The organism is Halomonas sp. A40-4 (assembly GCF_015767635.1).
Lineage (GTDB): Bacteria > Pseudomonadota > Gammaproteobacteria > Pseudomonadales > Halomonadaceae > Vreelandella > Vreelandella janggokensis.
The window spans coordinates 283,358-304,917 of sequence record NZ_CP065230.1 but is presented as its reverse complement, the minus strand read 5'-3'; the positions used below and the strand labels follow the sequence as shown (position 1 = coordinate 304,917).

General features: G+C 57.5%; 19 protein-coding genes and 2 tRNA genes. 4 read left to right on the top strand and 17 right to left on the bottom strand.

Translation table 11 applies throughout. The annotated features are described in order from the left end of the window. Nucleotides 1-27: 27 nt before the first annotated feature. The 10 genes from nusA to rlmE form a co-directional block, all read right to left on the bottom strand. The gene (gene nusA, locus IT895_RS01545; RefSeq protein WP_085920159.1) at nucleotides 28-1,542 is read right to left on the bottom strand and encodes a transcription termination factor NusA; all 1,515 of its coding nucleotides are present in this window, start codon (nucleotides 1,540-1,542) and stop codon (nucleotides 28-30) included. 72 nt (nucleotides 1,543-1,614) lie between these two features. After that, a complete protein-coding gene (gene rimP / locus IT895_RS01540) occupies nucleotides 1,615-2,076 on the bottom strand; it encodes a ribosome maturation factor RimP (protein ID WP_085920182.1) in 462 nt (153 codons plus the stop codon). Nucleotides 2,077-2,366: 290 nt separating this feature from the next. After that, nucleotides 2,367-2,443, bottom strand: a tRNA-Met gene (locus IT895_RS01535). Nucleotides 2,444-2,564: 121 nt separating this feature from the next. Continuing rightward, nucleotides 2,565-2,651: transfer RNA gene (locus tag IT895_RS01530), tRNA-Leu, on the bottom strand. Nucleotides 2,652-2,685: 34 nt separating this feature from the next. Further along, nucleotides 2,686-3,045, bottom strand: a complete 360-nt coding sequence (gene secG / locus IT895_RS01525) for a preprotein translocase subunit SecG (protein ID WP_199284509.1) — start codon at nucleotides 3,043-3,045, stop codon at nucleotides 2,686-2,688. Nucleotides 3,046-3,049: 4 nt separating this feature from the next. Next, complete coding sequence (gene tpiA, locus IT895_RS01520) at nucleotides 3,050-3,799, bottom strand: triose-phosphate isomerase (protein WP_085920158.1); 750 nt, start codon at nucleotides 3,797-3,799, stop codon at nucleotides 3,050-3,052. Between the two features lie 78 nt (nucleotides 3,800-3,877). After that, nucleotides 3,878-5,227 (bottom strand): phosphoglucosamine mutase, encoded by a 1,350-nt coding sequence (glmM, locus tag IT895_RS01515; RefSeq protein ID WP_085920157.1) that lies wholly within the window; start codon nucleotides 5,225-5,227, stop codon nucleotides 3,878-3,880. Next, nucleotides 5,224-6,141, bottom strand: a complete 918-nt coding sequence (gene folP, locus IT895_RS01510; RefSeq protein WP_199284508.1) for a dihydropteroate synthase — start codon at nucleotides 6,139-6,141, stop codon at nucleotides 5,224-5,226. The genes glmM and folP overlap by 4 nt, the downstream gene beginning before the upstream one ends. Nucleotides 6,142-6,249: 108 nt before the next feature. Further along, complete coding sequence (ftsH, locus tag IT895_RS01505) at nucleotides 6,250-8,250, bottom strand: ATP-dependent zinc metalloprotease FtsH (protein ID WP_085920156.1); 2,001 nt, start codon at nucleotides 8,248-8,250, stop codon at nucleotides 6,250-6,252. A 202-nt stretch (nucleotides 8,251-8,452) separates the two neighbouring features. After that, nucleotides 8,453-9,103: a 23S rRNA (uridine(2552)-2'-O)-methyltransferase RlmE gene (gene rlmE, locus IT895_RS01500; protein WP_085920155.1), complete on the bottom strand. Its 651-nt coding sequence runs from the start codon at nucleotides 9,101-9,103 to the stop codon at nucleotides 8,453-8,455. 115 nt (nucleotides 9,104-9,218) lie between these two features. Between rlmE and yhbY the strand changes: the two genes are divergently transcribed. Next, a complete protein-coding gene (yhbY, locus tag IT895_RS01495) occupies nucleotides 9,219-9,545 on the top strand; it encodes a ribosome assembly RNA-binding protein YhbY (RefSeq protein ID WP_085920154.1) in 327 nt (108 codons plus the stop codon). Nucleotides 9,546-9,663: 118 nt separating this feature from the next. Here yhbY and greA read toward each other — a convergent pair whose 3' ends face one another. The 5 genes from greA to IT895_RS01470 form a co-directional block, all read right to left on the bottom strand. Continuing rightward, nucleotides 9,664-10,140 carry a transcription elongation factor GreA gene (gene greA / locus IT895_RS01490; protein ID WP_085920153.1) on the bottom strand — a complete coding sequence of 159 codons (477 nt, stop codon included), beginning with the start codon at nucleotides 10,138-10,140 and terminating at the stop codon, nucleotides 9,664-9,666. After that, entirely contained in the window at nucleotides 10,137-13,367 is a 3,231-nt protein-coding gene (carB, locus tag IT895_RS01485) for a carbamoyl-phosphate synthase large subunit (RefSeq protein ID WP_085920152.1), read from the bottom strand. The genes greA and carB overlap by 4 nt, the downstream gene beginning before the upstream one ends. A gap of 71 nt (nucleotides 13,368-13,438) precedes the next feature. Further along, nucleotides 13,439-14,584 carry a glutamine-hydrolyzing carbamoyl-phosphate synthase small subunit gene (carA, locus tag IT895_RS01480; RefSeq protein ID WP_176243724.1) on the bottom strand — a complete coding sequence of 382 codons (1,146 nt, stop codon included), beginning with the start codon at nucleotides 14,582-14,584 and terminating at the stop codon, nucleotides 13,439-13,441. Nucleotides 14,585-14,961: 377 nt separating this feature from the next. Continuing rightward, nucleotides 14,962-15,768, bottom strand: coding sequence for a 4-hydroxy-tetrahydrodipicolinate reductase (gene dapB, locus IT895_RS01475; RefSeq protein WP_199284507.1), 807 nt, complete (start codon nucleotides 15,766-15,768; stop codon nucleotides 14,962-14,964). A 98-nt stretch (nucleotides 15,769-15,866) separates the two neighbouring features. Then, complete coding sequence (locus tag IT895_RS01470; protein ID WP_085920149.1) at nucleotides 15,867-16,148, bottom strand: DUF2218 domain-containing protein; 282 nt, start codon at nucleotides 16,146-16,148, stop codon at nucleotides 15,867-15,869. A gap of 257 nt (nucleotides 16,149-16,405) precedes the next feature. Between IT895_RS01470 and IT895_RS01465 the strand changes: the two genes are divergently transcribed. Genes IT895_RS01465 through IT895_RS01455 form a run of 3 tightly spaced genes read left to right on the top strand, consistent with a single transcriptional unit; the run spans nucleotide 16,406 to nucleotide 19,348 of the window. Next, entirely contained in the window at nucleotides 16,406-17,536 is a 1,131-nt protein-coding gene (locus tag IT895_RS01465; RefSeq protein WP_199284506.1) for an ABC transporter substrate-binding protein, read from the top strand. After that, on the top strand, nucleotides 17,526-18,605 hold the full coding sequence (locus tag IT895_RS01460; protein WP_199284505.1) for a FecCD family ABC transporter permease: 1,080 nt from the start codon (nucleotides 17,526-17,528) through the stop codon (nucleotides 18,603-18,605). The genes IT895_RS01465 and IT895_RS01460 overlap by 11 nt, the downstream gene beginning before the upstream one ends. Then, nucleotides 18,599-19,348 carry an ABC transporter ATP-binding protein gene (locus IT895_RS01455; protein WP_085920324.1) on the top strand — a complete coding sequence of 250 codons (750 nt, stop codon included), beginning with the start codon at nucleotides 18,599-18,601 and terminating at the stop codon, nucleotides 19,346-19,348. The genes IT895_RS01460 and IT895_RS01455 overlap by 7 nt, the downstream gene beginning before the upstream one ends. Here the strand turns inward: IT895_RS01455 and IT895_RS01450 are convergent. Together IT895_RS01450 and dnaJ are read right to left on the bottom strand one after the other, a co-directional pair. Beyond that, nucleotides 19,326-20,225, bottom strand: coding sequence for a DMT family transporter (locus tag IT895_RS01450; RefSeq protein ID WP_199284504.1), 900 nt, complete (start codon nucleotides 20,223-20,225; stop codon nucleotides 19,326-19,328). The genes IT895_RS01455 and IT895_RS01450 overlap by 23 nt on opposite strands. A gap of 88 nt (nucleotides 20,226-20,313) precedes the next feature. Next, nucleotides 20,314-21,465 (bottom strand): molecular chaperone DnaJ, encoded by a 1,152-nt coding sequence (gene dnaJ, locus IT895_RS01445; protein WP_085920326.1) that lies wholly within the window; start codon nucleotides 21,463-21,465, stop codon nucleotides 20,314-20,316. Nucleotides 21,466-21,560 lie beyond the last annotated feature (95 nt).

Here is a 21,560-nt window from a genome sequence, read left to right as displayed (position 1 = left end):
ATTGACCCTCCTCAGCCCGTGACCTGTTTACTGTGTGTTTGAATCCGACGCGTCATCGTCTTCAAACCAGGGCGCACGGGCAGTCATGATCAGTGCCGCTGCGCGCGCTTCGTCCAACTCCTCGATATCGACCAGATCGTCAACAGACTGCTCGGCGAGATCTTCCATGGTAACAATGCCGCGGCTGGCAAAAATGAAGGCCAGATGGCGCTCCATGCCGTCCATCGCCAGCAGATCGTCTGCCGGCTGGGCACCGTCTAACGCTTCTTCCGAGGCAATGGCCATCGTCAGCAGCTCGTCTTTCGCTCGTGCACGCAGCTCTTCAACCAGATCCTCGTCGAATTCTTCGATTTCAAGCATCTCTTCAAGCGGCACATAGGCGACTTCTTCAAGGGTTGTGAACCCTTCTTCCACTAACAGGCGGGCAACATCTTCATCGACCTGGAGATGGCTGACGAAAGAATCTACCAGACTATCAATTTCCTGGTCGCGCTTGGCTTCCGCTTCATCTTCGGTCATGACGTTAATGCGCCATCCGGTCAGATCAGAAGCCAGACGCACATTCTGGCCGCTTCGGCCTATGGCCTGGGCCAGGTTGTCCTGGGCAACGGCAACGTCCATCGCATGGGCATCTTCGTCAACAAGGATAGACGCCACGTCGGCGGGTGCCATGGCATTAATCACCAACTGTGCTGGATTGTCATCCCATAGCACGATATCGACACGTTCGTTTTGTAGCTCGGTCGATACTGCTTGAACGCGAGAGCCACGCATGCCGACACAGGCACCGACTGGGTCAATACGACGGTCATTGGTCTTCACGGCAATCTTGGCGCGTGAACCGGGATCCCTTGCCGCCCCTTTGATCTCGATTAGCTGCTCGGCGATTTCCGGCACTTCAATCTTGAACAGCTCGATAATCAACTCGGGGCAGGTGCGCGATAGCTGTAGCTGGGCACCGCGGGCGTCTGGATCCACCTTGACCAGCAGCGCGCGCACACGCTCGTTCATGCGGTAGCGCTCACCGTGGATCATTTCGTTGCGCGGCAGAAACGCTTCTGCATTGTCGCCCAGGTCAATGATCAAGCCGTCGCGCGTGGTCTTTTTGACAATACCGGCGACCAACTCCCCTTCACGGTCGGTGTATTGACGTACGACCTCGGCACGCTCGGCTTCGCGAACTTTTTGCACGATGACTTGCTTGGCCGTTTGTGCAGCAATACGACCAAACACGGCGTTTTCGATTTTCTGCTCGACGACATCGCCCAGCTTCAGCGGCGGATCGCGCTGTTCAGCGATGGTCTGCTTAATTTCGTAGTCTGGCGTTTCGAATTCGTCGTCCTCGACCACCGTCCAGTAGCGAAACGTCTCGTAATCCCCCGTACGGCGGTCAATGTGCACCCGCACGCTGGCTTCTTCATTGTCAAAACGCTTGCGTGACGCGCTCGCAAGAGCAGATTCCACCGCTTCAAAAATAACGTCGCGGGGAACACCTTTTTCGTTAGAGATCGCGTCAACGACCATTAATATTTCTTTACTCATGCGTTTGCCTCGCCAGAAAACCTGTCCTTATGTGCATCGTGCCAGCTGCCTGCCGGCCACCACGCCACCTGGTTAATCGTCAAACTGCGGTACAATGTGCGCAGAATCAATGCCTTCTATGGGAAAACAATACTCTTCGCCATCCATCTGCAGCAGTATTTCGTCGCCCTCGACACCTGCCAGCAATCCTTGGAACTTGCGACGCCCGTCAAAAGGGGCGCGCAGTTTTAATGCGACATGATGACCTTGAAAACGGGAAAAATGATCCAGGGTATACAGCGGGCGTGCCATGCCCGGCGAAGACACTTCGAGCCGATACTCCCCCGGAATAGGATCTTCGACGTCTAATATCGCACTGACTTGACGACTGATATCGGCGCAGTCTTCAACATTGACGCCGCTTTCGCGTTCGATATAAATCACCAACCGCGAATGCTTACCCTGCGAAAGATGGTCGATGCCCCATAGTTCAAAGCCCATGGCAGCAACAACAGGTTCTATCAGCGCGTGCAGCGCCGCATGTTTTGTGGCCACAGACATTGCTCCTATAGCCGTTGCATCAGGCACCTGGCCAGGAGACATATGAAAAGCTAGGTGGCTGATTGGCGTTACCCGGAAATGTGCCTCCGGCAAGCCGATGGGCATCCGCCCTTGAGACACGCTTGTTAACGAAAAGCTGCTAACAAAAAGCCCCTTCACAGGAAGGGGCTTTTTGAAAGAAACCTGTTACACCAACATGACGGTAAGCATTGGGAAAGCCCTTAACGATGGCGCCGCCTCTTATGACATGAAACGCTCGCACATGTTTGCTTATCGCCAGAAAGTGGTAGCGGGGACCGGATTTGAACCGATGACCTTCGGGTTATGAGCCCGACGAGCTACCAGACTGCTCCACCCCGCATCAATCTAGGTCGCAGATAATAGACGCTCAAGCTTATTTCGTCAAGCTGTCTTTTACCCTTACACGCTCCAACCAAGTAGCGTTTATTACGTCTGGGGAGCTGGAGAACCAGCGCAACAGATGGTGCCGAAGGCGGGACTTGAACCCGCACGACCGTAAGGTCACTACCCCCTCAAGATAGCGTGTCTACCAATTCCACCACTTCGGCATCAGGGGAGGCTCAAGGAAGCAACATCAATCAGTTACTCGCTGCTTTCCTCTAGCACTGGCGCGGCATTATCCGCACTTTCGCCACCTTCGTCAAGCATTGGTGCACTTTGCTGTTGCTCGATCAGGTTGGCATCAGGAATACCTGCTTCCGGTGCCTGCCCTGCCTGAGTGGCAAAGTAAGCCAGCGCCATCGATGTGACGAAAAAGCCTGCGGCAAGGATGGCCGTGAAACGAGACAGAAAATTACCGCTGCCGCGTGAACCAAATACCGTTTGCGACGCACCGCCACCAAAGGCGGCACCTGCTTCGGCACCTTTACCCTGCTGAAGCAGGATGAGCACAACCAGGGCGATCGCAATCACCACGTGGACCATTAGAATTGCAACTTGCATGGCGTTATCCTGCTGACTGACAAATGGCGTAAAATTCGTCGGTTTTGAGCGAAGCACCGCCCACCAAACCGCCGTCGATGTCCGGCTGAGCAAGCAGCTCAGCCGCATTGCTTGCATTCATGCTGCCGCCGTACAACAGCTTGAGCTGTTCGGCAAGCACCGCGTCGAAGGACGCCTGGTAAGACCGAATACCGGCCATTACCTCTTGAGCTTGTTCAGGCGTTGCTGTTCGTCCTGTGCCAATCGCCCAAACCGGCTCATAGGCGATGACCACCTCAGAACGCTGAGCGGGCTCCAGGCGAGACATTACGTACCCGACCTGGCGCAGCACGACATCCATGGTGCGATCCGCATCGCGCTCTTCCAGGGTTTCCCCGACACAGAGAATCGGGGTAAGTCCTGACGCCAGGGCTGCCATCAGACGATCAAATACCTGCTCGTCATTTTCCTGATAAAGCTGACGCCGCTCTGAATGGCCAGCCAGTACGTAGGCGACATCAAACTCCTGAAGCATACTGCCACTGACTTCGCCGGTATGAGCGCCTGAGGACTGAGGATTGAGCGTCTGCGCACCCAGTTTTAGCGACGTCTTTTTGAAGGCCTGCCGCGCCATCTCCAGATAAGGAAAAGGCGGAATCACGACCACATCAACGCCAGCAGGCAATTTGGCGGCCGCAAAAGCATCGCCAAATGCTTTCACCAGAGCCGTCGAACCGTTCATTTTCCAGTTACCGGCAATTAATGGCCTACGCATGGAATCTCCTCACACTCAAGGTGGAGCGAAATGGTATAGGAGCGGACTTGTCAAGACAACCGCTGTTGTCAGCAGAGGCTATTTAAGCAGCGCTTGCACCTGTTCAGCCAAACGATTGGCCAACTTATCGACATCCAGATGCGCGCGCCCCTCCACCATGACACGAATTAACGGCTCAGTGCCCGAGGCCCTGAGCAATACACGACCTTCATCACCCAACTCCTTTTCGAGAGCGGACACTGCCTTCTGAAGCGGCTCCGAGGCCATCACGTCCTTGGCATTTGTCCCTGCAGGCAACCTGACGTTCACCAGCGCCTGCGGGACTTTTTCCAACCCTCTTAACAAGGCGGGGAGCGGTTGCTGCTCACGCATCATCAGCGCCAACACCTGCAACGCTGACACGATGCCATCTCCGGTGGTCTGGACATGGCTGCACAAGATATGGCCCGACGATTCGCCACCCAACTCCCACTGATTGGCCGCCATACGCTCCATCACGAAACGGTCACCGACCTTGGCGCGCTCAAACGGAATACCCATTTTTTCCAGCGCCATCGCCAGCCCCAAGTTACTCATGAGCGTCCCTACCACACCGCCATCCAGCAAACCACGCTCGTGACGATCCCGGGCAATCAGATAAAGAATATCGTCGCCGTCGACTTCACGACCATCGGAATCGACGAGTAATACACGATCGCCGTCGCCGTCAAAGGCGATCCCCAGGTCGGCGCCTTGCTGGATAACCGCCGCGCGCAACGCTGCTGGGTGCGTCGAGCCCACGTTCTGGTTGATATTCAAACCATCTGGCGTCCCGCCAATGATGCTGACCTCGGCCCCCAGTTCACGAAACACACTCGGCGCGATGTGATAAGTGGCACCATGAGCGCAGTCGAGCACAATGGTCAAGCCATGCAGGCTAAGGCGATCCGGCAGGGTCGATTTGCAAAACTCGATATAGCGACCGGCCGCATCATCAATCCGCATGGCTTTGCCCAGCTGGGCGGCCCCTGCGGTGGTTAACGGCGCATCCAGCATGGTCTCGATTTGGTCTTCAATAGCGTCCGGGAGTTTCTTACCCTCCGCCGAAAAAAACTTGATGCCGTTATCGTCGAATGGATTGTGGGAGGCTGAAATCACGATCCCGGCATCGGCCCGAAAGGTGCGCGTCAAATAGGCAATACCGGGGGTAGGCATTGGCCCCAGCAGCGCCACATCGGCGCCCGCTGCAGACAGCCCCGATTCAAGCGCAGACTCGAACATGTAACCAGAGATACGGGTATCCTTGCCGATCAACACCCGGGTGCGACCTTTCTCCCGGCGTAAGACCTGCCCCGCGGCCCAGCCCAGCTTGAGCATAAAATCGGCGGTAATGGGTGACTGGCCGACCGTTCCGCGAATACCGTCCGTGCCAAAATAGCGTCTTGTCATGCGTTATTCTCCTTCTTGGTAGCGGCCTCACAGCCTTCCTGACACACAGCCCACGCCATATTGATGGCGTCGACCGTCGGCCCCACATCATGGACGCGAACGATACTCGCCCCGCGTTCAACCGCCATGGCCGCCAACGCAAGCCCGCCTGGCAGCCGTTCGTCTATGGGTCGACCCAACACTTTACCGATCATGCTCTTGCGCGACATGCCGACGAGCACCGGCAGACCTAATGATCGAAGGGCATCCATGCGATTCAGCAAGCGCAAATTGTGCTCAACCGTCTTGCCAAAGCCAAAGCCCGGATCCACGAGCAGACGATGACGGCGCAGCCCTGCGGCTTCGCACTCGGCAACTCGGGCCGCCAGATAGTCGACCACCACTTCTTCGATGGGTTGAGTATAGGCAGGTGCCTGCTGCATATCCTGCGGCTCACCCTGACGGTGCATCAAGCACACCGGCAATCCGCTGCCCGTGGCGGCTGCCAAGGCCCCATCCCGCTCAAGTGCCCGCACGTCATTGATCATGCCGGCCCCCAGCGTGCTCGCCTCGTGCATCACGGCAGGGCAACTGGTGTCCATCGAAACAAGCGCATCCAGCTCGCGTACCAGTGCTTCCACGACCGGCGCAACACGATCAAGCTCCTGCTGCTCGCCGACGGGGGAGGCACCAGGGCGAGTCGATTCCCCCCCCACATCAATCATGGCGGCGCCTTCCGCCAGCATTTGCTCGGCGCGGCGTAACGCATCGTCCAATGCCACGTGCTGGCCACCGTCAGAGAAAGAATCCGGCGTGACGTTCAAAACGCCCATGACGCGAGGAAAGGAAAGGTCAAGTAAATGCCGGCCGCAACGCAATTGCGCTGAAAGCTGCGCCTGCGGAGCCGACGGGGTGGGACGTGCCGTAGAAGTCATGCTGTCGCCTGGTCGAAAAAACATATCGGTATTATAGGTGCACAGCATAACAAAAAGGCGTCCCGTTTGGGGACGCCTTAATGTTAGCTCAATGACCGGACTTGGAGCCTAAGGGCCGGCAGGGCCACCTAGGGGGTCAGAGGGTCGACGGCTAGGCTCTTCGTCATCTGAATCACCATCGCCACTTGCCTCATCACCATTACGCGTATCGCTGGGGGACGCGCTGGACTGATCGCTTGATGCAGGCGTTCCACCACCGGATGAATCGCCGTCATTCCAGCCTTCCGGCGGACGCGGGTCGCGGCCGTCCATAATATCTTTTAGCTGGTCGGCATCAATGGTTTCGTACTTCATCAGCGCTTCCGCCATCGCGTCGAGTTTATCGCGATTGTCGGTCAGAATGCGGCGCGCTTCCTCGTAGCAATCATCGATAATCTTGCGGACTTCCTTATCGAGCCGTGTGGTGGTTTCACCCGACTTCATCTTGGAGCCACCCTGACCAGGACCGCCGAGGAACTGGTGGGACTCGTCCTCGTCATACATGATCGGACCCATTTCATCCGACAGCCCCCACTTGGCGACCATGTTATGGGCAAGCTCAGTGGCACGCTTGATATCGTTGGATGCCCCGGTGGTGACACCGTTAGGCCCAAGCGTCATCTCCTCGGCAATACGACCACCGAACAGCGAGCAGATCTGACTCAGAATTTGCTGACGCGACAGGCTGTAACGATCCTCTTCAGGCAGGAACATGGTCACACCCAGCGCCCGTCCCCGAGGAATGATCGTTACCTTATAAACCGGGTCGTGGCTGGGCGCCACCAGGCCGATAATTGCGTGGCCCGACTCGTGGTAAGCCGTATTTAGCTTTTCCTTGTCGGTCATGACCATGGACTTGCGCTCAGCGCCCATCATGATCTTGTCCTTGGCCAAGTCGAGCTCTTCCATGCTGACCAGCCGCTTGTTACGACGGGCAGCGAAGAGGGCAGCCTCGTTGACCAGGTTGGCCAGATCGGCCCCTGAAAAGCCGGGTGTACCGCGTGCAATCAGCTGCGGTTTGACATCGTCAGCCAGCGGCACCTTGCGCAAGTGCACGCCGAGGATATGCTCACGGCCACGGATATCAGGCAAGGCAACGGTTACCTGACGATCAAAGCGTCCAGGACGCAGCAGTGCGGGGTCAAGCACGTCAGGACGGTTAGTAGCCGCAATGACGATGACGCCTTCATTGGCCTCGAAGCCGTCCATCTCAACCAGTAGCTGGTTCAGGGTCTGCTCACGCTCGTCGTTACCGCCACCCATGCCAGCACCACGCGAGCGGCCTACCGCATCAATCTCATCAATAAAGATGATGCACGGCGCCTGCTTCTTGGCCTGCTCGAACATATCGCGTACACGGGACGCACCGACACCGACAAACATTTCAACGAAGTCAGAGCCGGAGATGGAGAAGAACGGTACCTTGGCTTCGCCGGCAATCGATTTCGCCAGCAGCGTTTTACCGGTACCCGGCGGCCCCACCATCAGAACACCACGCGGAATTGTGCCGCCCAGGCGCTGGAACTTGGTCGGGTCGCGCAAAAAGTCAACAAGCTCTTCGACTTCTTCCTTGGCTTCATCGCAACCGGCAACGTCCGAGAACGTCGTCTTGACCTGATCATGAGAGAGCAGCTTGGCTTTGGACTTGCCAAAGCTCATCGGGCCGCCTTTACCTCCGCCGGCACCGCCCTGCATCTGGCGCATGAAAAACATGAAAATGGCCAGGATCAGCAGAATCGGGAAGCTGGCAATCAGCAGACGCGTCCAGATACTTTGTTGCTCCGGTTCTTTACCGATAACCGTCACGTCGTTGCTCAGCAGATCATCCATCAGCTTGGGATCTTCTGCCGCAGGACGAATTGTCTGAAACTGTGAACCATCGGTCCGCTCACCGGAGATGGTATAGCCATCAATAGTGACGCTGCGTACTTCCTGGTCCTGCACCTGCTCAACGAACTGGGTGTAGTTCATTGTCTGAGGTGCGCTCTCGGTACTGAAATTATTGAACACTGTCAGTAGAACGGCCGCGATGACCAACCACAGAATCAGGTTCTTTGCCATATCGTTCAAGGGGCTACCCTCATTACAAGAATCCGTCAGTTAAACCTATCAATGAGACCTTACACCAGCCTCGAGGGTTCAACCATTGCCAAGGCGTCTAATACCTTGGGCCATCTGTGCCACGATCACCTTTAAGGCTCAATATGACACACTTTGCAACTGTCTGTCTGGCTATCGCGGTGATAAATCCTGTCGATAGTCCTAGCGCTGATCATGCCCCCCGAAAGCCCTCCGCCAGCAGATAGACTTCACGGGATCGCGCCCGAGAAGCACCGGGTTTACGTGTCACCACCCGCTTGAAGCTTTCGCGAAGCTCTTTTAGATAACTGTCAAAGCCTTCGCCCTGAAAGACCTTTACCAGCAACTGACCACCCGGAGAGAGCGTTTCACGTGCCAACTCCAGCGCCAGCTCCACCAGATACATGGCTTGAGGCTGGTCAATCGCCGCCATGCCACTCATATTGGGGGCCATATCCGACATCACAAGGTCTACCGGACGATTTTCCAACCGCTCAAGAATCGCATTGAGCACCGCTTCCTCGGTAAAGTCCCCCTGAACAAAGGACACATCGGCCAGCCCATCCATATCGAGAATATCGGAAGCGATGACCATGCCCTGCGGACCGACTTTCTCGGCGGCGATTTGACTCCACCCCCCTGGCGCAGCACCAAGGTCAATGACGGTCATCCCAGGACGCAACAGCTTGTCCTTTTCGTCAATCTCGAGCAATTTATAGCTCGCCCGCGAGCGATAGCCATCCTGCCAACTCTGCTTGACGTAAGGATCGTCAAAATGCTCTTTCATCCAGCTTGCGCTGGTTTTACTTGATGGCCGCTTACGGCCTGGGGGCGTGTGCTGCATGAGAAAATCTAACACTGGAAGAGGCGACGGCACGCTTTAACACCATGTCTTTCACTCGGTGGCGTTTCACCGTAAGATGGAACGTTAAGCGCAAACTGGGATACCGCAAGATACCATGAGCTTGTCACAGGCACAAAAGAAAGCATTTCGTAGCATTGGTCACCACTTGAATCCGGTCGTCACCGTTTCAGAAAACGGCGTTTCCGACAATTTACTGGCTGAACTCGACCGTGCGCTCAACGACCACGAACTGATCAAGGTAAAGCTGGCATTACCGGAGCGCGATGAGCGCGCCGCCATGCTCGAGGAGCTGATCAACCACAGCCAATCAGAGCCGGTTCAGACCATTGGCAAAATGGCGCTGCTCTATCGCCGCAATCCGCAAGTGAACCCCAAGCTTTCGAACATCAAACGCTTCGAAAACCACCACGGTCGTCACTAACGCCTCGCACGAGCCAGAAGCTACCGCCAGGCCAGCATGCCGCACCCGCCGTCAGACAAAACGCCCCCGCAGCCATGGTTGCGGGGGCGTTTTGTTTCAGGCTTCGCTCAAGCTTGAATCAGAGGTGCTCAACACTCTCGATCTCGTACTCGACGTCGCCACCCGGGGTCGTCACCACGACCACATCGCCTTCCTCTTTACCGATAAGTGCACGGGCAATCGGCGAGGTCACGGAGATGAGTCCTGACTTAATATTGGCTTCGTCTTCACCCACAATCCGGTACGTCACCTGAGCGTCGGTATCCAGATTGAGCAGTGATACCGTCACGCCAAAAATCACCTTCCCGGTCTTTGGCAGCTTGGTGACATCGATTACCTGGGCGCCTGACAGCTTGCTTTCGATTTCCTGGATACGCCCTTCGATAAACCCTTGCTGTTCACGCGCAGCATGATACTCGGCGTTTTCCTTAAGGTCGCCGTGCTCGCGCGCTTCAGCGATAGCCGCAATCACCTGGGGACGAGCTTCGCTCTTGAGGTGATTGAGTTCATCACGAAGACTTTTTTCGCCCGCTATCGTCATCGGGACCTTGTTCATTGACTTGCTCCTGCATGCAGATCCTGAAGGCGCCGCACCGTAATCTCCCTACCGTACTCAAGCGCCATGCAAACGGCATTAGCGCCCGCCAAGGTGGTCGCATAGGGCACCTTGCGCGCGAGAGCAGTACGGCGAATGACCGAAGAGTCGTTAATAGCCTGGCGACCTTCGGTAGTGTTCACGATGTAGGCGATTTCGTCGTTCTTCAACAGATCGACGATGTGGGGACGACCTTCGTAGACTTTATTGACGTGCTCCACTGACAGACCAGCCGCTTCCAGGGCAGCTGCCGTGCCACGCGTTGCACAGAGAGTAAAGCCCAATGTTAGCAGAGAACGAGCCACTTCGATAATCCCCTGCTTGTCCGGCTCACGTACGGACAGAAATGCCTTGCGCTCGCCGGTGAGCGCAGGAATCGCCTCCCCCGCCCCCAGTTGCGCTTTGAAGAAGGCTTCAGCAAAGGTCTCGCCCGACCCCATTACTTCGCCGGTGGACTTCATTTCCGGCGACAGAATCGGATCGACACCGGGGAATTTATTGAACGGGAAAACCGCCTCTTTAACACTATAGAAGTGCGGCACGATTTCATGATCGAAGCCCTGCTCAGCAAGGGTCTGACCGGCCATGCAGCGCGCCGCGACCTGGGCCAGCGAGGTACCAATGCACTTGGAGACAAACGGCACGGTACGCGATGCACGCGGATTGACCTCGATCACGTAGATCTCGCCGTCCTGCCAGGCAAGCTGGACGTTCATCAGGCCCTTGACGCCCAGCTCCACGGCCATCTGCTTGACCTGATCGCGCATTTCATCCTGCACGGCGGCGGGTAGCGAGTAAGGCGGCAACGAACAGGCCGAGTCGCCGGAGTGAACGCCCGCTTGCTCCACGTGCTGCATGATACCGCCAATCACTACCTGCTGACCGTCGGAAACCGCATCGATATCGATCTCGATCGCCGCGCTCAAAAAGTGATCCAACAGGACCGGTGAGTCGTTGGAGACTTTCACCGCGTTGGTCATGTAGTTCTCGAGCTCGGAAGCATCGTAGACGATTTCCATCGCCCGACCGCCGAGGACGTAACTGGGCCGCACCACCAACGGATAGCCAATGGCATCAGCTTTGGAAAAGGCTTCGTCAAAGCTGCGCGCAGTGGCGTTGGGCGGCTGTTTGAGGCCCAGCTTGTCGATCATCTGCTGGAAACGCTCGCGGTCTTCGGCGCGGTCGATGGCGTCCGGCGTGGTGCCGATAATCGGCACACCAGCGGCTTCAAGCTCGCGGGCGAGCTTCAATGGGGTTTGGCCACCGAACTGGACGATCACGCCCACCGGCTTCTCTTTGTCGGCGATTTCGAGCACGTCTTCCAGTGTCACTGGCTCAAAATATAGCCGGTCAGAGGTATCGTAGTCGGTCGAGACGGTTTCCGGATTGCAGTTGACCATGATGGTTTCATAGCCATCGTCGTGCATGGCAAACGCCGCGTGCACACAGCAGTAGTCGAACTCAATCCCCTGACCAATCCGGTTGGGGCCGCCGCCCAGCACCATGATTTTCTGACGGTCAGAGACGTCTGCTTCGCACTCTTCTTCGTAGGTGGAGTACATGTAGGCGGTATCCGAGGCGAACTCCGCCGCACAGGTATCCACCCGCTTGTAGACCGGGCGAATGCCGGCGGCCTGGCGCGTTTTGCGGAAATCTTTCTCTGCCACGCCCAACAGCTTGGCCAACCGGGCATCCGAGAAGCCCTTACGCTTGAGCTGGTAAAGCTCACGGGCGGAAAGCTCGCTAAGAGAACGCCGTTGCACAGCGGCTTCGCTCAGCACGAGATCTTCCAACTGCACCAGGAACCAGCGGTCGATATTGGTGAGCGCAAACACCTCCTCGACGCTCATCCCGGCACGCAGGGCGTCAGCGACAAAGAAGATGCGCTCGGCACCGGCGGCCTGAAGCTCGCCTTGAATCACCGCCATATTGTCAGACGTGAAATCGGTAATGATGGGATCAAGGCCGTCGTTACCGGTTTCCATGCCGCGCAACGCTTTTTGCAGCGACTCCTGGAAGGTACGGCCGATCGCCATCACTTCGCCCACCGATTTCATCTGGGTGGTCAGGCGGTCGTTGGCCTGCGGGAATTTCTCGAAGGTGAAACGTGGAATCTTGGTCACCACGTAATCGATAGACGGCTCGAACGACGCCGGTGTACGCCCACCGGTAATATCGTTTTGCAGCTCATCCAGGGTATAACCCACCGCCAGCTTGGCGGCGATCTTGGCAATCGGAAAGCCAGTGGCTTTTGAGGCCAGCGCCGAGGAACGCGACACCCGCGGGTTCATCTCGATCACCACCAGGCGGCCGGTCTTGGGGTCCATACCGAACTGGACGTTGGAGCCACCGGTTTCCACGCCAATCTCGCGCAGGACCGCGAGGCTGGCGTCACGCATGATCTGATACTCTTTATCGGTCAGCGTTTGCGCCGGCGCCACGGTGATGGAGTCGCCGGTATGCACCCCCATGGGGTCGAAATTTTCGATCGCGCAGACGATGATGCAGTTGTCGTTTTTGTCACGCACAACTTCCATCTCGTACTCTTTCCAACCCAGCAGCGACTCGTCGATCAACAGCTCGTGGTTGTTGGAAAGCTCAAACCCGCGGATACAGATCTCTTCGAACTCTTCCTTGTTGTACGCCACGCCGCCGCCGGAGCCGCCCATGGTATAGGAAGGGCGAATAATCGTCGGGAAGCCGAGCTCGGCCTGGATCTCCCAGGCTTCTTCCATGGTATGGGCGACTTTCGCTTTCGGGCATTCCAGACCGATCCGCTTCATGGCCTGATCGAACAGGTCACGGTCTTCGGCCATGTTGATCGCATCGGCGTTAGCGCCGATCATCTCGACGCCGTGCTTTGCCAGCACACCGTGCTTTTCCAGATCGAGGGCACAGTTCAGCGCGGTCTGCCCCCCCATGGTGGGCAGAACGGCATCCGGCTGCTCGGCTTCAATAATTTTTTCAACCGCCTGCCAGGTGATTGGCTCGATGTAGGTGGCATCGGCCATGACCGGGTCGGTCATGATGGTCGCCGGGTTGGAGTTGACCAGAATCACCCGGAAGCCTTCCTCACGTAGCGCCTTGCACGCCTGGGCGCCGGAGTAGTCGAATTCGCAGGCCTGGCCGATAACGATCGGGCCAGCGCCAATGATAAGTATGCTGTTGATATCGGTACGCTTGGGCATAACGGTTCCCGCAAAAATGGTGACGATGGACGACAAAAGACGGCGATAAATGGCGGCAACAAACGATTGCGTTAGCGTCGCGCCTGCATCATGGCGATGAAGCGATCAAACAACGGCGCCACGTCGCGGGGGCCAGGACTGGCCTCCGGGTGCCCCTGGAAGCTGAAGGCCGGACGATCGGTGCGCTCAACCCCCTGCAAGGTGCCGTCGAACAGTGAACGGTGCGTAGCACGCAGGTTAGCGGGCAAGCTATCTTCGTCCGCCGCAAAACCGTGGTTCTGACTGGTGATCATCACCGTGCCGGTATCCAGATCCTGCACGGGATGGTTGGCACCGTGATGGCCGTGGCTCATCTTGATGGTTTTTGCCCCCGAGGCGAGCGCCAACAGCTGGTGACCCAGGCAAATACCAAACACCGGCGTATCGGTTTCCAGTACGTCCTGGATCGCTTTGATGGCATAGTCGCAGGGTTCCGGGTCGCCGGGGCCGTTGGCCAAAAAGACGCCATCGGGTTTCATTGCCAACACATCGGCGGCGCTGGTTTGCGCTGGCACCACCGTCAGACGACAGCCGCGTGACGCCAGCATGCGCAGAATGTTGAATTTCACACCGTAGTCATACGCCACTACATGGTAGGGGCGCTCACCTTGCGTCGCATCTGCATAACCTTCACCTAGCGCCCACTCGCCTTCCGACCACTCATAGACCGCCTTACAGGACACCTCTTTGGCCAGATCCATGCCCTTCAACCCCGGAAACGCGCGGGCGGCTTCCAGCGCTCGTTCCACCGCATCGTCGCCTTCTGCATCAGCGCCTGCCAGAATCGCCCCGTTCTGAGCCCCCTTATCACGCAAAATGCGCGTCAGGCGACGGGTATCGATGTCGGCAATCCCCAGCACGTTCTGGCTTTTCAGGTAGTCTGAAAGCGTCTGCTCGGAACGGAAATTGCTGGCCAGCAGCGGGAGGTCGCGAATCACCAGCCCAGCAGCGGCAATCGAGGCAGATTCCACGTCTTCACTGTTAGTGCCGGTATTGCCGATATGGGGATACGTGAGGGTAACGATCTGGCGGGTATAGGAAGGGTCGGTGAGGATTTCCTGGTAGCCGGTCATGGCTGTATTGAACACCACCTCACCGCTTGTGGCGCCATCCGCGCCAATGGCGGTTCCGTGGAAGACACTGCCATCCTCCAGAGCCAATATTGCGGGTTTGCTCAATGCGGTGTTATTCAAAACAAGATCCTCCCAGGCTGATGGGAGCCTGTGGGCGCAGGCTCAGCAATTTCTTCGTTATTCACGACGCTCATTAGTGAAACTATCTTCATTAAACTGGGGCCGTAAAAAAGCGGGATGACGCCGATTAAAAATCGGTTTCATCCCGCTTGTTGTTCTCATCCATGGCTAACCGTCATGGCGCAGCGATTAGCTATTTCTCTCTAACCTGAGGCCAGTGCAACAAGCGCGGTGCTTTCGCTGCAGACATTTCGCTGCCTGTAGGCAGCCACTCGGCCAAAATTTTTGGAATGTTACAGGAATTTCTGACCCAAGACTACCCCCTAGAGACCGAACTGTCATATCGCAGACGCGCCCTTTATCTATTTCAACGCCAGCACATCCTGCATATCGTAGCGGCCGCTCTCCTTACCCGCGACCCAGCGCGCCGCGCGCACCGCGCCTTTGGCAAAGGTCATGCGGCTGGAGGCCTTGTGGGTGATTTCGATGCGCTCGCCTTCGGTGGCGAACATCACCGTATGCTCACCGACGATATCGCCCGCGCGAACGGTGGCAAAGCCGATTTCTTTATCGGTGCGCGGGCCGCACTGCCCCACCCGCTCGAACACGCCGTGCTCTTTCAGCGTGCGGTCCAGGCTTTTCGCGACCACTTCGCCCATCTTGATCGCGGTGCCCGACGGCGAATCCACCTTGTGACGATGGTGGGACTCGATAACTTCAATATCGTAGCCTTCATCGCCCAGCGCTTTGGCGGCGGTTTCCAATAGTTTCAGGGTAAGGTTGACCCCCACGCTCATATTGGGTGCAAACACCATCCCGACGTCATCACGGTAGCTATCCAACTGGGCCAGTTGATCATCGTTCATGCCCGTGGTGCCAATCACGATACGCTTGCCATGCTTGGCACAGAACGCCAGGTTAGCCAGGGTCACCTGCGGCGCAGTGAAATCGATCAGCACATCGAAATCGTCCACGATGGCCTCCAGCGAATCCACCGCCTTCACACCACGCTTGCCAACACCTGCCAGTTCGCCAATATCCGCACCGGTCAGGGAACTGCCAGGCTCGACAATGCCACCGGCCAGCGTGGCGCCTGCCTCCTGTTCAACAGCGTTTACCAGTGTGCGGCCCATCCGGCCAGCGACGCCAACAATGGCAACTCGGGTCATGGAAACTCCTGCGCTAAGTGGTCTAGTGCATCAACATAGAGGAAATAAAAGAAAGTGATTATAACAGACCCACTATCCTGTTCGACGTCGGGTCTCGCTCAATTTTCCCAAATGATGACCAGCGCTTCATCACCGGCCATACGCACCAGGTGCCGCTCCACTACTCCTTCCAATTCGTCCAGATGGCCTTCCTCCAGTGTCTCGAGCGCCACTATCAAGGTTTCGTCATCGGCCCTCATCAGGCAGGTACCGGAACCAAAAACGATTTTTGCCTCTTGATCAGAGTGCTCAACCTCAAGCTCGTGCGCCCAGTGCTTGCACAAGCGATTCATTAAGCGCTCGCCAGAGGGCGTCGCGATTTCAGCACGAGATAGCGGCATGCTGCTTTCTCCAAAAGAAGTGGCAAGTGAGTACCTACTAGCCTAATCCGCGCAGCCATAAGTGCCAAGCAGCGTTTTCACCCTTGGCGTGACGCGGCGTTTACGGGGTTACCCCTCTCGACAGCCAGGGTCGTTTCCACGATAATGATCTCTGTTGCAAATAGGAATTAAACGCAGGACATAGTTGAATCATTCACGCTCCGTTGGCGAGCATTGCGACTCCCCCCACTGGCTCACTTTATCGACTGGTAATAAAAATGCGTATAGCTACCCACTTTTCAAAATGGCTGTTTGGTGCACTGTCTGCATTGAGCTGCGTCGCTTCAGCTGACGAGATTACCGTGACCGATGTTGCCGGTCGCAACGTCACCCTAGAAGCGCCGGCCGAGCGGGTTATTCTAGGCGAAGGCAGGCAAATCTATTTGGTGGGCATACTGGAACCGGAGGACCCCTTTGCGCATGTAGTGGGCTGGCGCGAGGATTTTTCCCAAGCTGACCCCGACAACTACGCACGCTATCTTGAGCGTTTTCCTGAGATTGAAGCGATCCCGACTTTTGGCGGCTTTAAAGACGGCACCTTCGATGTTGAACAGGCTGCATCGCTTACCCCAGACGTGGTGATGATGAACATTGAAGCCAAAACCGCCACCGAGGATGCTGGCTACGACGACAAACTGGCCGAGCTGGACATCCCTATCGTCTATGTGGATTTCCGCGAAGACCCCATCAAAAACACCATTCCTTCTATGCGAATCATCGGCAAGCTGTTTGGCGATGAAGCCGCCGCCGAAGAGTTCATCACCTTCGCCGAGGAACAGCTTGCACGGGTCACGGATGTCATCGAGCAGGCCGACCCCGAGCGACCCAGCGTCTTTATTGACCGAGCGGGCGGCTACTCAGACGAATGCTGCATGAGCTTTGGCCCTGCCAACTTTGGCGAATACGTCGCCCTGGCCGGTGGCACCAACATTGCCGCGGACATTATCCCCAACACCTTCGGCACCTTGAATCCCGAGCAGATTATCGCTGCTGACCCAGACCACATGGTAGTGACTGGCGGCAGTTGGGATGCCTACGTGCCAGGCGGCGACTGGGTCGGCGTCGGGCCTGGCGCTGACATGGAGAAGGCGCAGGCCAAGCTCGAGGCCCTCACCGAACGCACCGCCATGACCGGTATTCAGGCGGTCGAGTCAGATAATGTCCACGCCATTTGGCACCAGTTCTATAACAGCCCCTACTATTTTGTCGCTATCCAGCGATTGGCGAAATGGCTGCACCCCGACCTGTTTGCGGACCTGGACCCGGAAGCCACCATGGCGGAACTGCACGATCGCTTTTTACCCATCGATTATGAACCCGGCTACTGGTTATCCTTGAATGACGACTGAGAGCATCGCGACAACGCCCAACGCGCAGGATTCACAGGGGCGCGCCTTTTATCGCAGCCAAGTGTTTCGCCGCCAGATGATTCTGGCGGCGCTGGTCGTCGCGCTCTTCTTCAGCCTGTGCGTCGATCTTGCCCTCGGCCCTGCGCGCTATAGCCTGGGCGAGGTCATGGCCGCGCTGTTCACCCCCGACAGCGTCAGCCAGCAGGCCCGGGTGATCCTCTGGGAAATCCGCATGCCAGTAGCCCTGATGGCGCTGGTGGTGGGCGCGAGCCTTTCCATCGCCGGGGCGCAGATGCAAACCATCCTGAGCAACCCGCTGGCCAGCCCCTTCACATTGGGCATTTCGGCGGGCGCAAGTTTTGGTGCCGCTCTGGGCCTAGCCTTTGGCGTCGCGATTATCCCGGCGGCCATCGAATACGTGGTGCCTATCAATGCGTTTCTGATGGCCATGGTCACCGCCTTTCTCATCCATGCGCTCAGCCTCAAGCGCGGCGTGACGGTGGAAACCATCGTGCTGCTGGGCATTGCGATGGTATTTATCTTCAATTCCCTCATGGCGCTGATTCAGTTTTTTGCCAGCCAGCAGGCCGTAGCCGCAGTGGTGTTCTGGACCATGGGCAGCCTCACCAAAGCCACCTGGCCAAAATTCTGGATCGCGCTGAGCATTTTGACCATGGTGATGCCGCTACTGGCACGTCACGGCTGGGCGCTCACCGCCATGCGACTGGGCGATGCCAAGGCCGAAAGCATGGGCGTGAATCCTCGCGCGCTGCGACTGGAAGTGCTGGTACTGGTATCGCTACTGGCCGCGATTGCAGTGGCGTTTGTGGGCACCATCGGCTTTATTGGCCTGGTCGGGCCGCACATTGCACGCATCCTTCTAGGCGAAGACCAGCGCTTCTTCCTGCCCGGCTCGGCGCTGTGTGGCGCGCTGATTCTTTCCGTCGGGTCCGTGATTTCCAAAATCATCATCCCCGGCACCATCATCCCCATTGGTATCATTACCTCACTGGTGGGCATTCCCTTCTTTCTATTTCTCGTGCTTAACCACAAGAAGGCGTCATGGTAACCCTACAGCTGACTCATGTTTCCGCCCGCTACGGGCGTACTCCCATTATCCAGGACATTACGACACCAGCCTTTCAGGGTGGGCAGATGGTCGCCCTGCTGGGGCCTAACGCAGCCGGTAAATCGACCCTTTTTCGCCGCATCCTGGGCCTATTGAAAGGTGACGGCGAGGTCACTATCAGCGGTACCAGTGCCGAGCGGCCCGTGGCCTATATGCCCCAGGACACGGGGGCAAGAGCTGTACTGACGGTGTATGAGTCGGTACTGTTAGCGCGCATGCAGGGACGCAGCCTGAAAGTGCAAAACGAGGACCTGGCCCAGGTTGATCGCGCCCTTGATGAGCTGAACATTGCCGTGCTTGGCGAGCGTGATATCGGCGACCTGAGCGGTGGGCAGCGCCAACTGGTCAGTGCCGCCCAGGCGCTGGTCCAGGAGCCCGAGATTCTGATGCTCGACGAGCCCACCTCGGCGCTCGACCTTAACCGCCAGATTAGCCTGCTGGGTGTGCTAAGGCGGCTGGCCAATGAGCGCCAGATGCTCATTCTGGTGGCGTTGCATGACCTGGGCCATGCGCTGCGCTTCAGCGATGCCGCCATGGTCCTCGAACATGGCCGCCTGATTGCCTGCGGTCCCACGGAGGACGTCATCACGCCCTCGCTGCTGCAATCCGTTTATCGGGTCAATGCGCGGATCGAGCCCTGCTCAAAAGGCAGCCCGCAGCTTATCGTCGAAGAGGCCATCTAAGCCGCCGCCCTTCCATGGCGGCCAGCGCCACCCCGCTCAGCATCAGCGGCAGTGCCAGCAGAAAGGCACTCGAGACAGGTATTCCGAACAACATCCAATCCGCCAATACGGGCCAAACCAGGGCAATATACTCAAAGGGTGCCAGACGTGACGCTTCCGCGTAGCGTAATGCCAGCGTCATCGCGATATGCGCCGCCCCGCCAAACAGGCCCGAGAGCACCAGCAACCCAAACTCGACCGGGCTAAGCGCCGCCCAGCCCCATGGCAGGGTTGCAAGGCCTGCCAACGACGACACCAGAATAAAATAGAACGCGATGGAACCCGCCGTTTCCGTGCGTGAAATCCGCCGAACGGTCAACAGCGCCCCTGCCGTTAACAAGGCGCTAAGCGCGCCCAGCGCATAGCCGGCCACCTGGCCATGCGCCCCATCCTTGCCCAACCCAGGCAGCACCAATACCGCCATTCCGCTGAGCGCTAATACAATCGCCCCTGCTCGATAGAGCGAAAACCGCTCACCCAGCAGCAATATCCCGCCTACCGCCATGAACACTGGTGTCAGTTGAGCGAGCAGCGTGGCCTCGGCAACCGGCAATATCGCGACCGCCGCAAAGGAGGCGAACATGGCCGCCGCTCCCAACCCCGAGCGCAGAGCATGACCCAGCGGACGACGCGTTGCCAGGCCACGAGGGAATTCATGGCGCAAGGCCAGAAACACCACGATCGGCAACAACGCAAACAGCGAGCGAAAAAACACCGACTGGCCGACCGGCACAGCATCGCTGACCGCCTTGATGCTTACCAGCATGCCGGTAAACAGAAGACCTGACAGGACCCTGAGCAAAATCCCTGTTACGGGCCTATCCTGAAGGTTATCCATGATGCGCAGCACTCCCCATACAGCAAAAACCCCCGGCGGACCGAGGGTTTTTGCGCTTAACAGCCGACGGTTGGCTATCTCCCCAACATTACGGCTTCATCTCTTCAAAAAACTTCTTCACGCTGTCGAAGAAGCCGGTTTTCTTGGGTGAATGGTGGCTGTTGCTGCCGTCCAGGCTTTCCTGGAACTGGCGCAGCAGGTTCTTTTGTTCCTCGCTGAGCTTGACGGGCGTTTCCACCACGACTTTGCACAGCAGGTCGCCAGGGACGCCGCCGCGAACCGGCTTGACGCCCTTGCCCTTGAGCCGGAACATCTTGCCGGTTTGGGTTTCCGGCGGAATCTTCAGCTTCACTCGACCATCGAGTGTCGGCACTTCCAGCTCACCGCCCAATGCTGCATCGACGAAATTGATCGGCACGTCACATTGCAGGTGCTTGCCATCACGCTGGAAGATATGGTGCGGCTTGATGGCCACCTGGACGTACAGGTCGCCTGGCGGGCCGCCATTGATGCCGCTTTCGCCTTCCGCGTTCAGGCGGATACGGTCGCCGGTATCCACACCCGGCGGGATTTTCACCGACAGTGTCCGGGTCTCGCGCACGCGCCCTTCGCCGTTACACTTGTGACACGGCACCTTGATGTGCTGGCCTGAGCCATGGCAGGTCGGGCAGGTTTGCTGAACCGCAAAAAAGCCCTGCTGCATACGCACCTGGCCGTGGCCATGGCAGGTGGGGCAGGTATCTTTGCTTGACCCCGGTTCAGCACCGCCGCCGTCACAACGGTCACATTCAATATGGCGCGGCACACGGATATCAACCGTGGTACCGGAGACCGCATTTTCCAGGTCCAACTCCAGGTTATAGCGCAGGTCAGAACCGCGCGCCGGGGCATTGGGACCACGACGACGCCCGCCGCCACCGCCGAAAATATCGCCAAACACATCGCCGAAAATGTCGCTGAAATCGCCAGCGCCACCGCCGCCGAAACCACCGCCACCAAAGCCACCGCCCTGGCCATCGACACCGGCATGACCAAACTGGTCGTAGGCCGCACGTTTTTCGCTATCGGTCAGGACTTCGTAGGCTTCTGACACTTCGCGGAATTTTTCCGCGGCAGTATCGTCTTCCGGGTTGCGGTCGGGGTGATATTTTTGCGCAAGGCGACGGTAGGCCTTCTTGATCTCTTTCTGATCGGCCCCTTTGTCGACACCCAGGATTTCATAATAATCGCGTTGGGACATGGGTCCTACGCCTCTTGGTTAGCTACGCATTCAACTGCACATTTAACTATGTGTTAACGACAGAGTATTTAAGACACAGTATTTAACGACACATT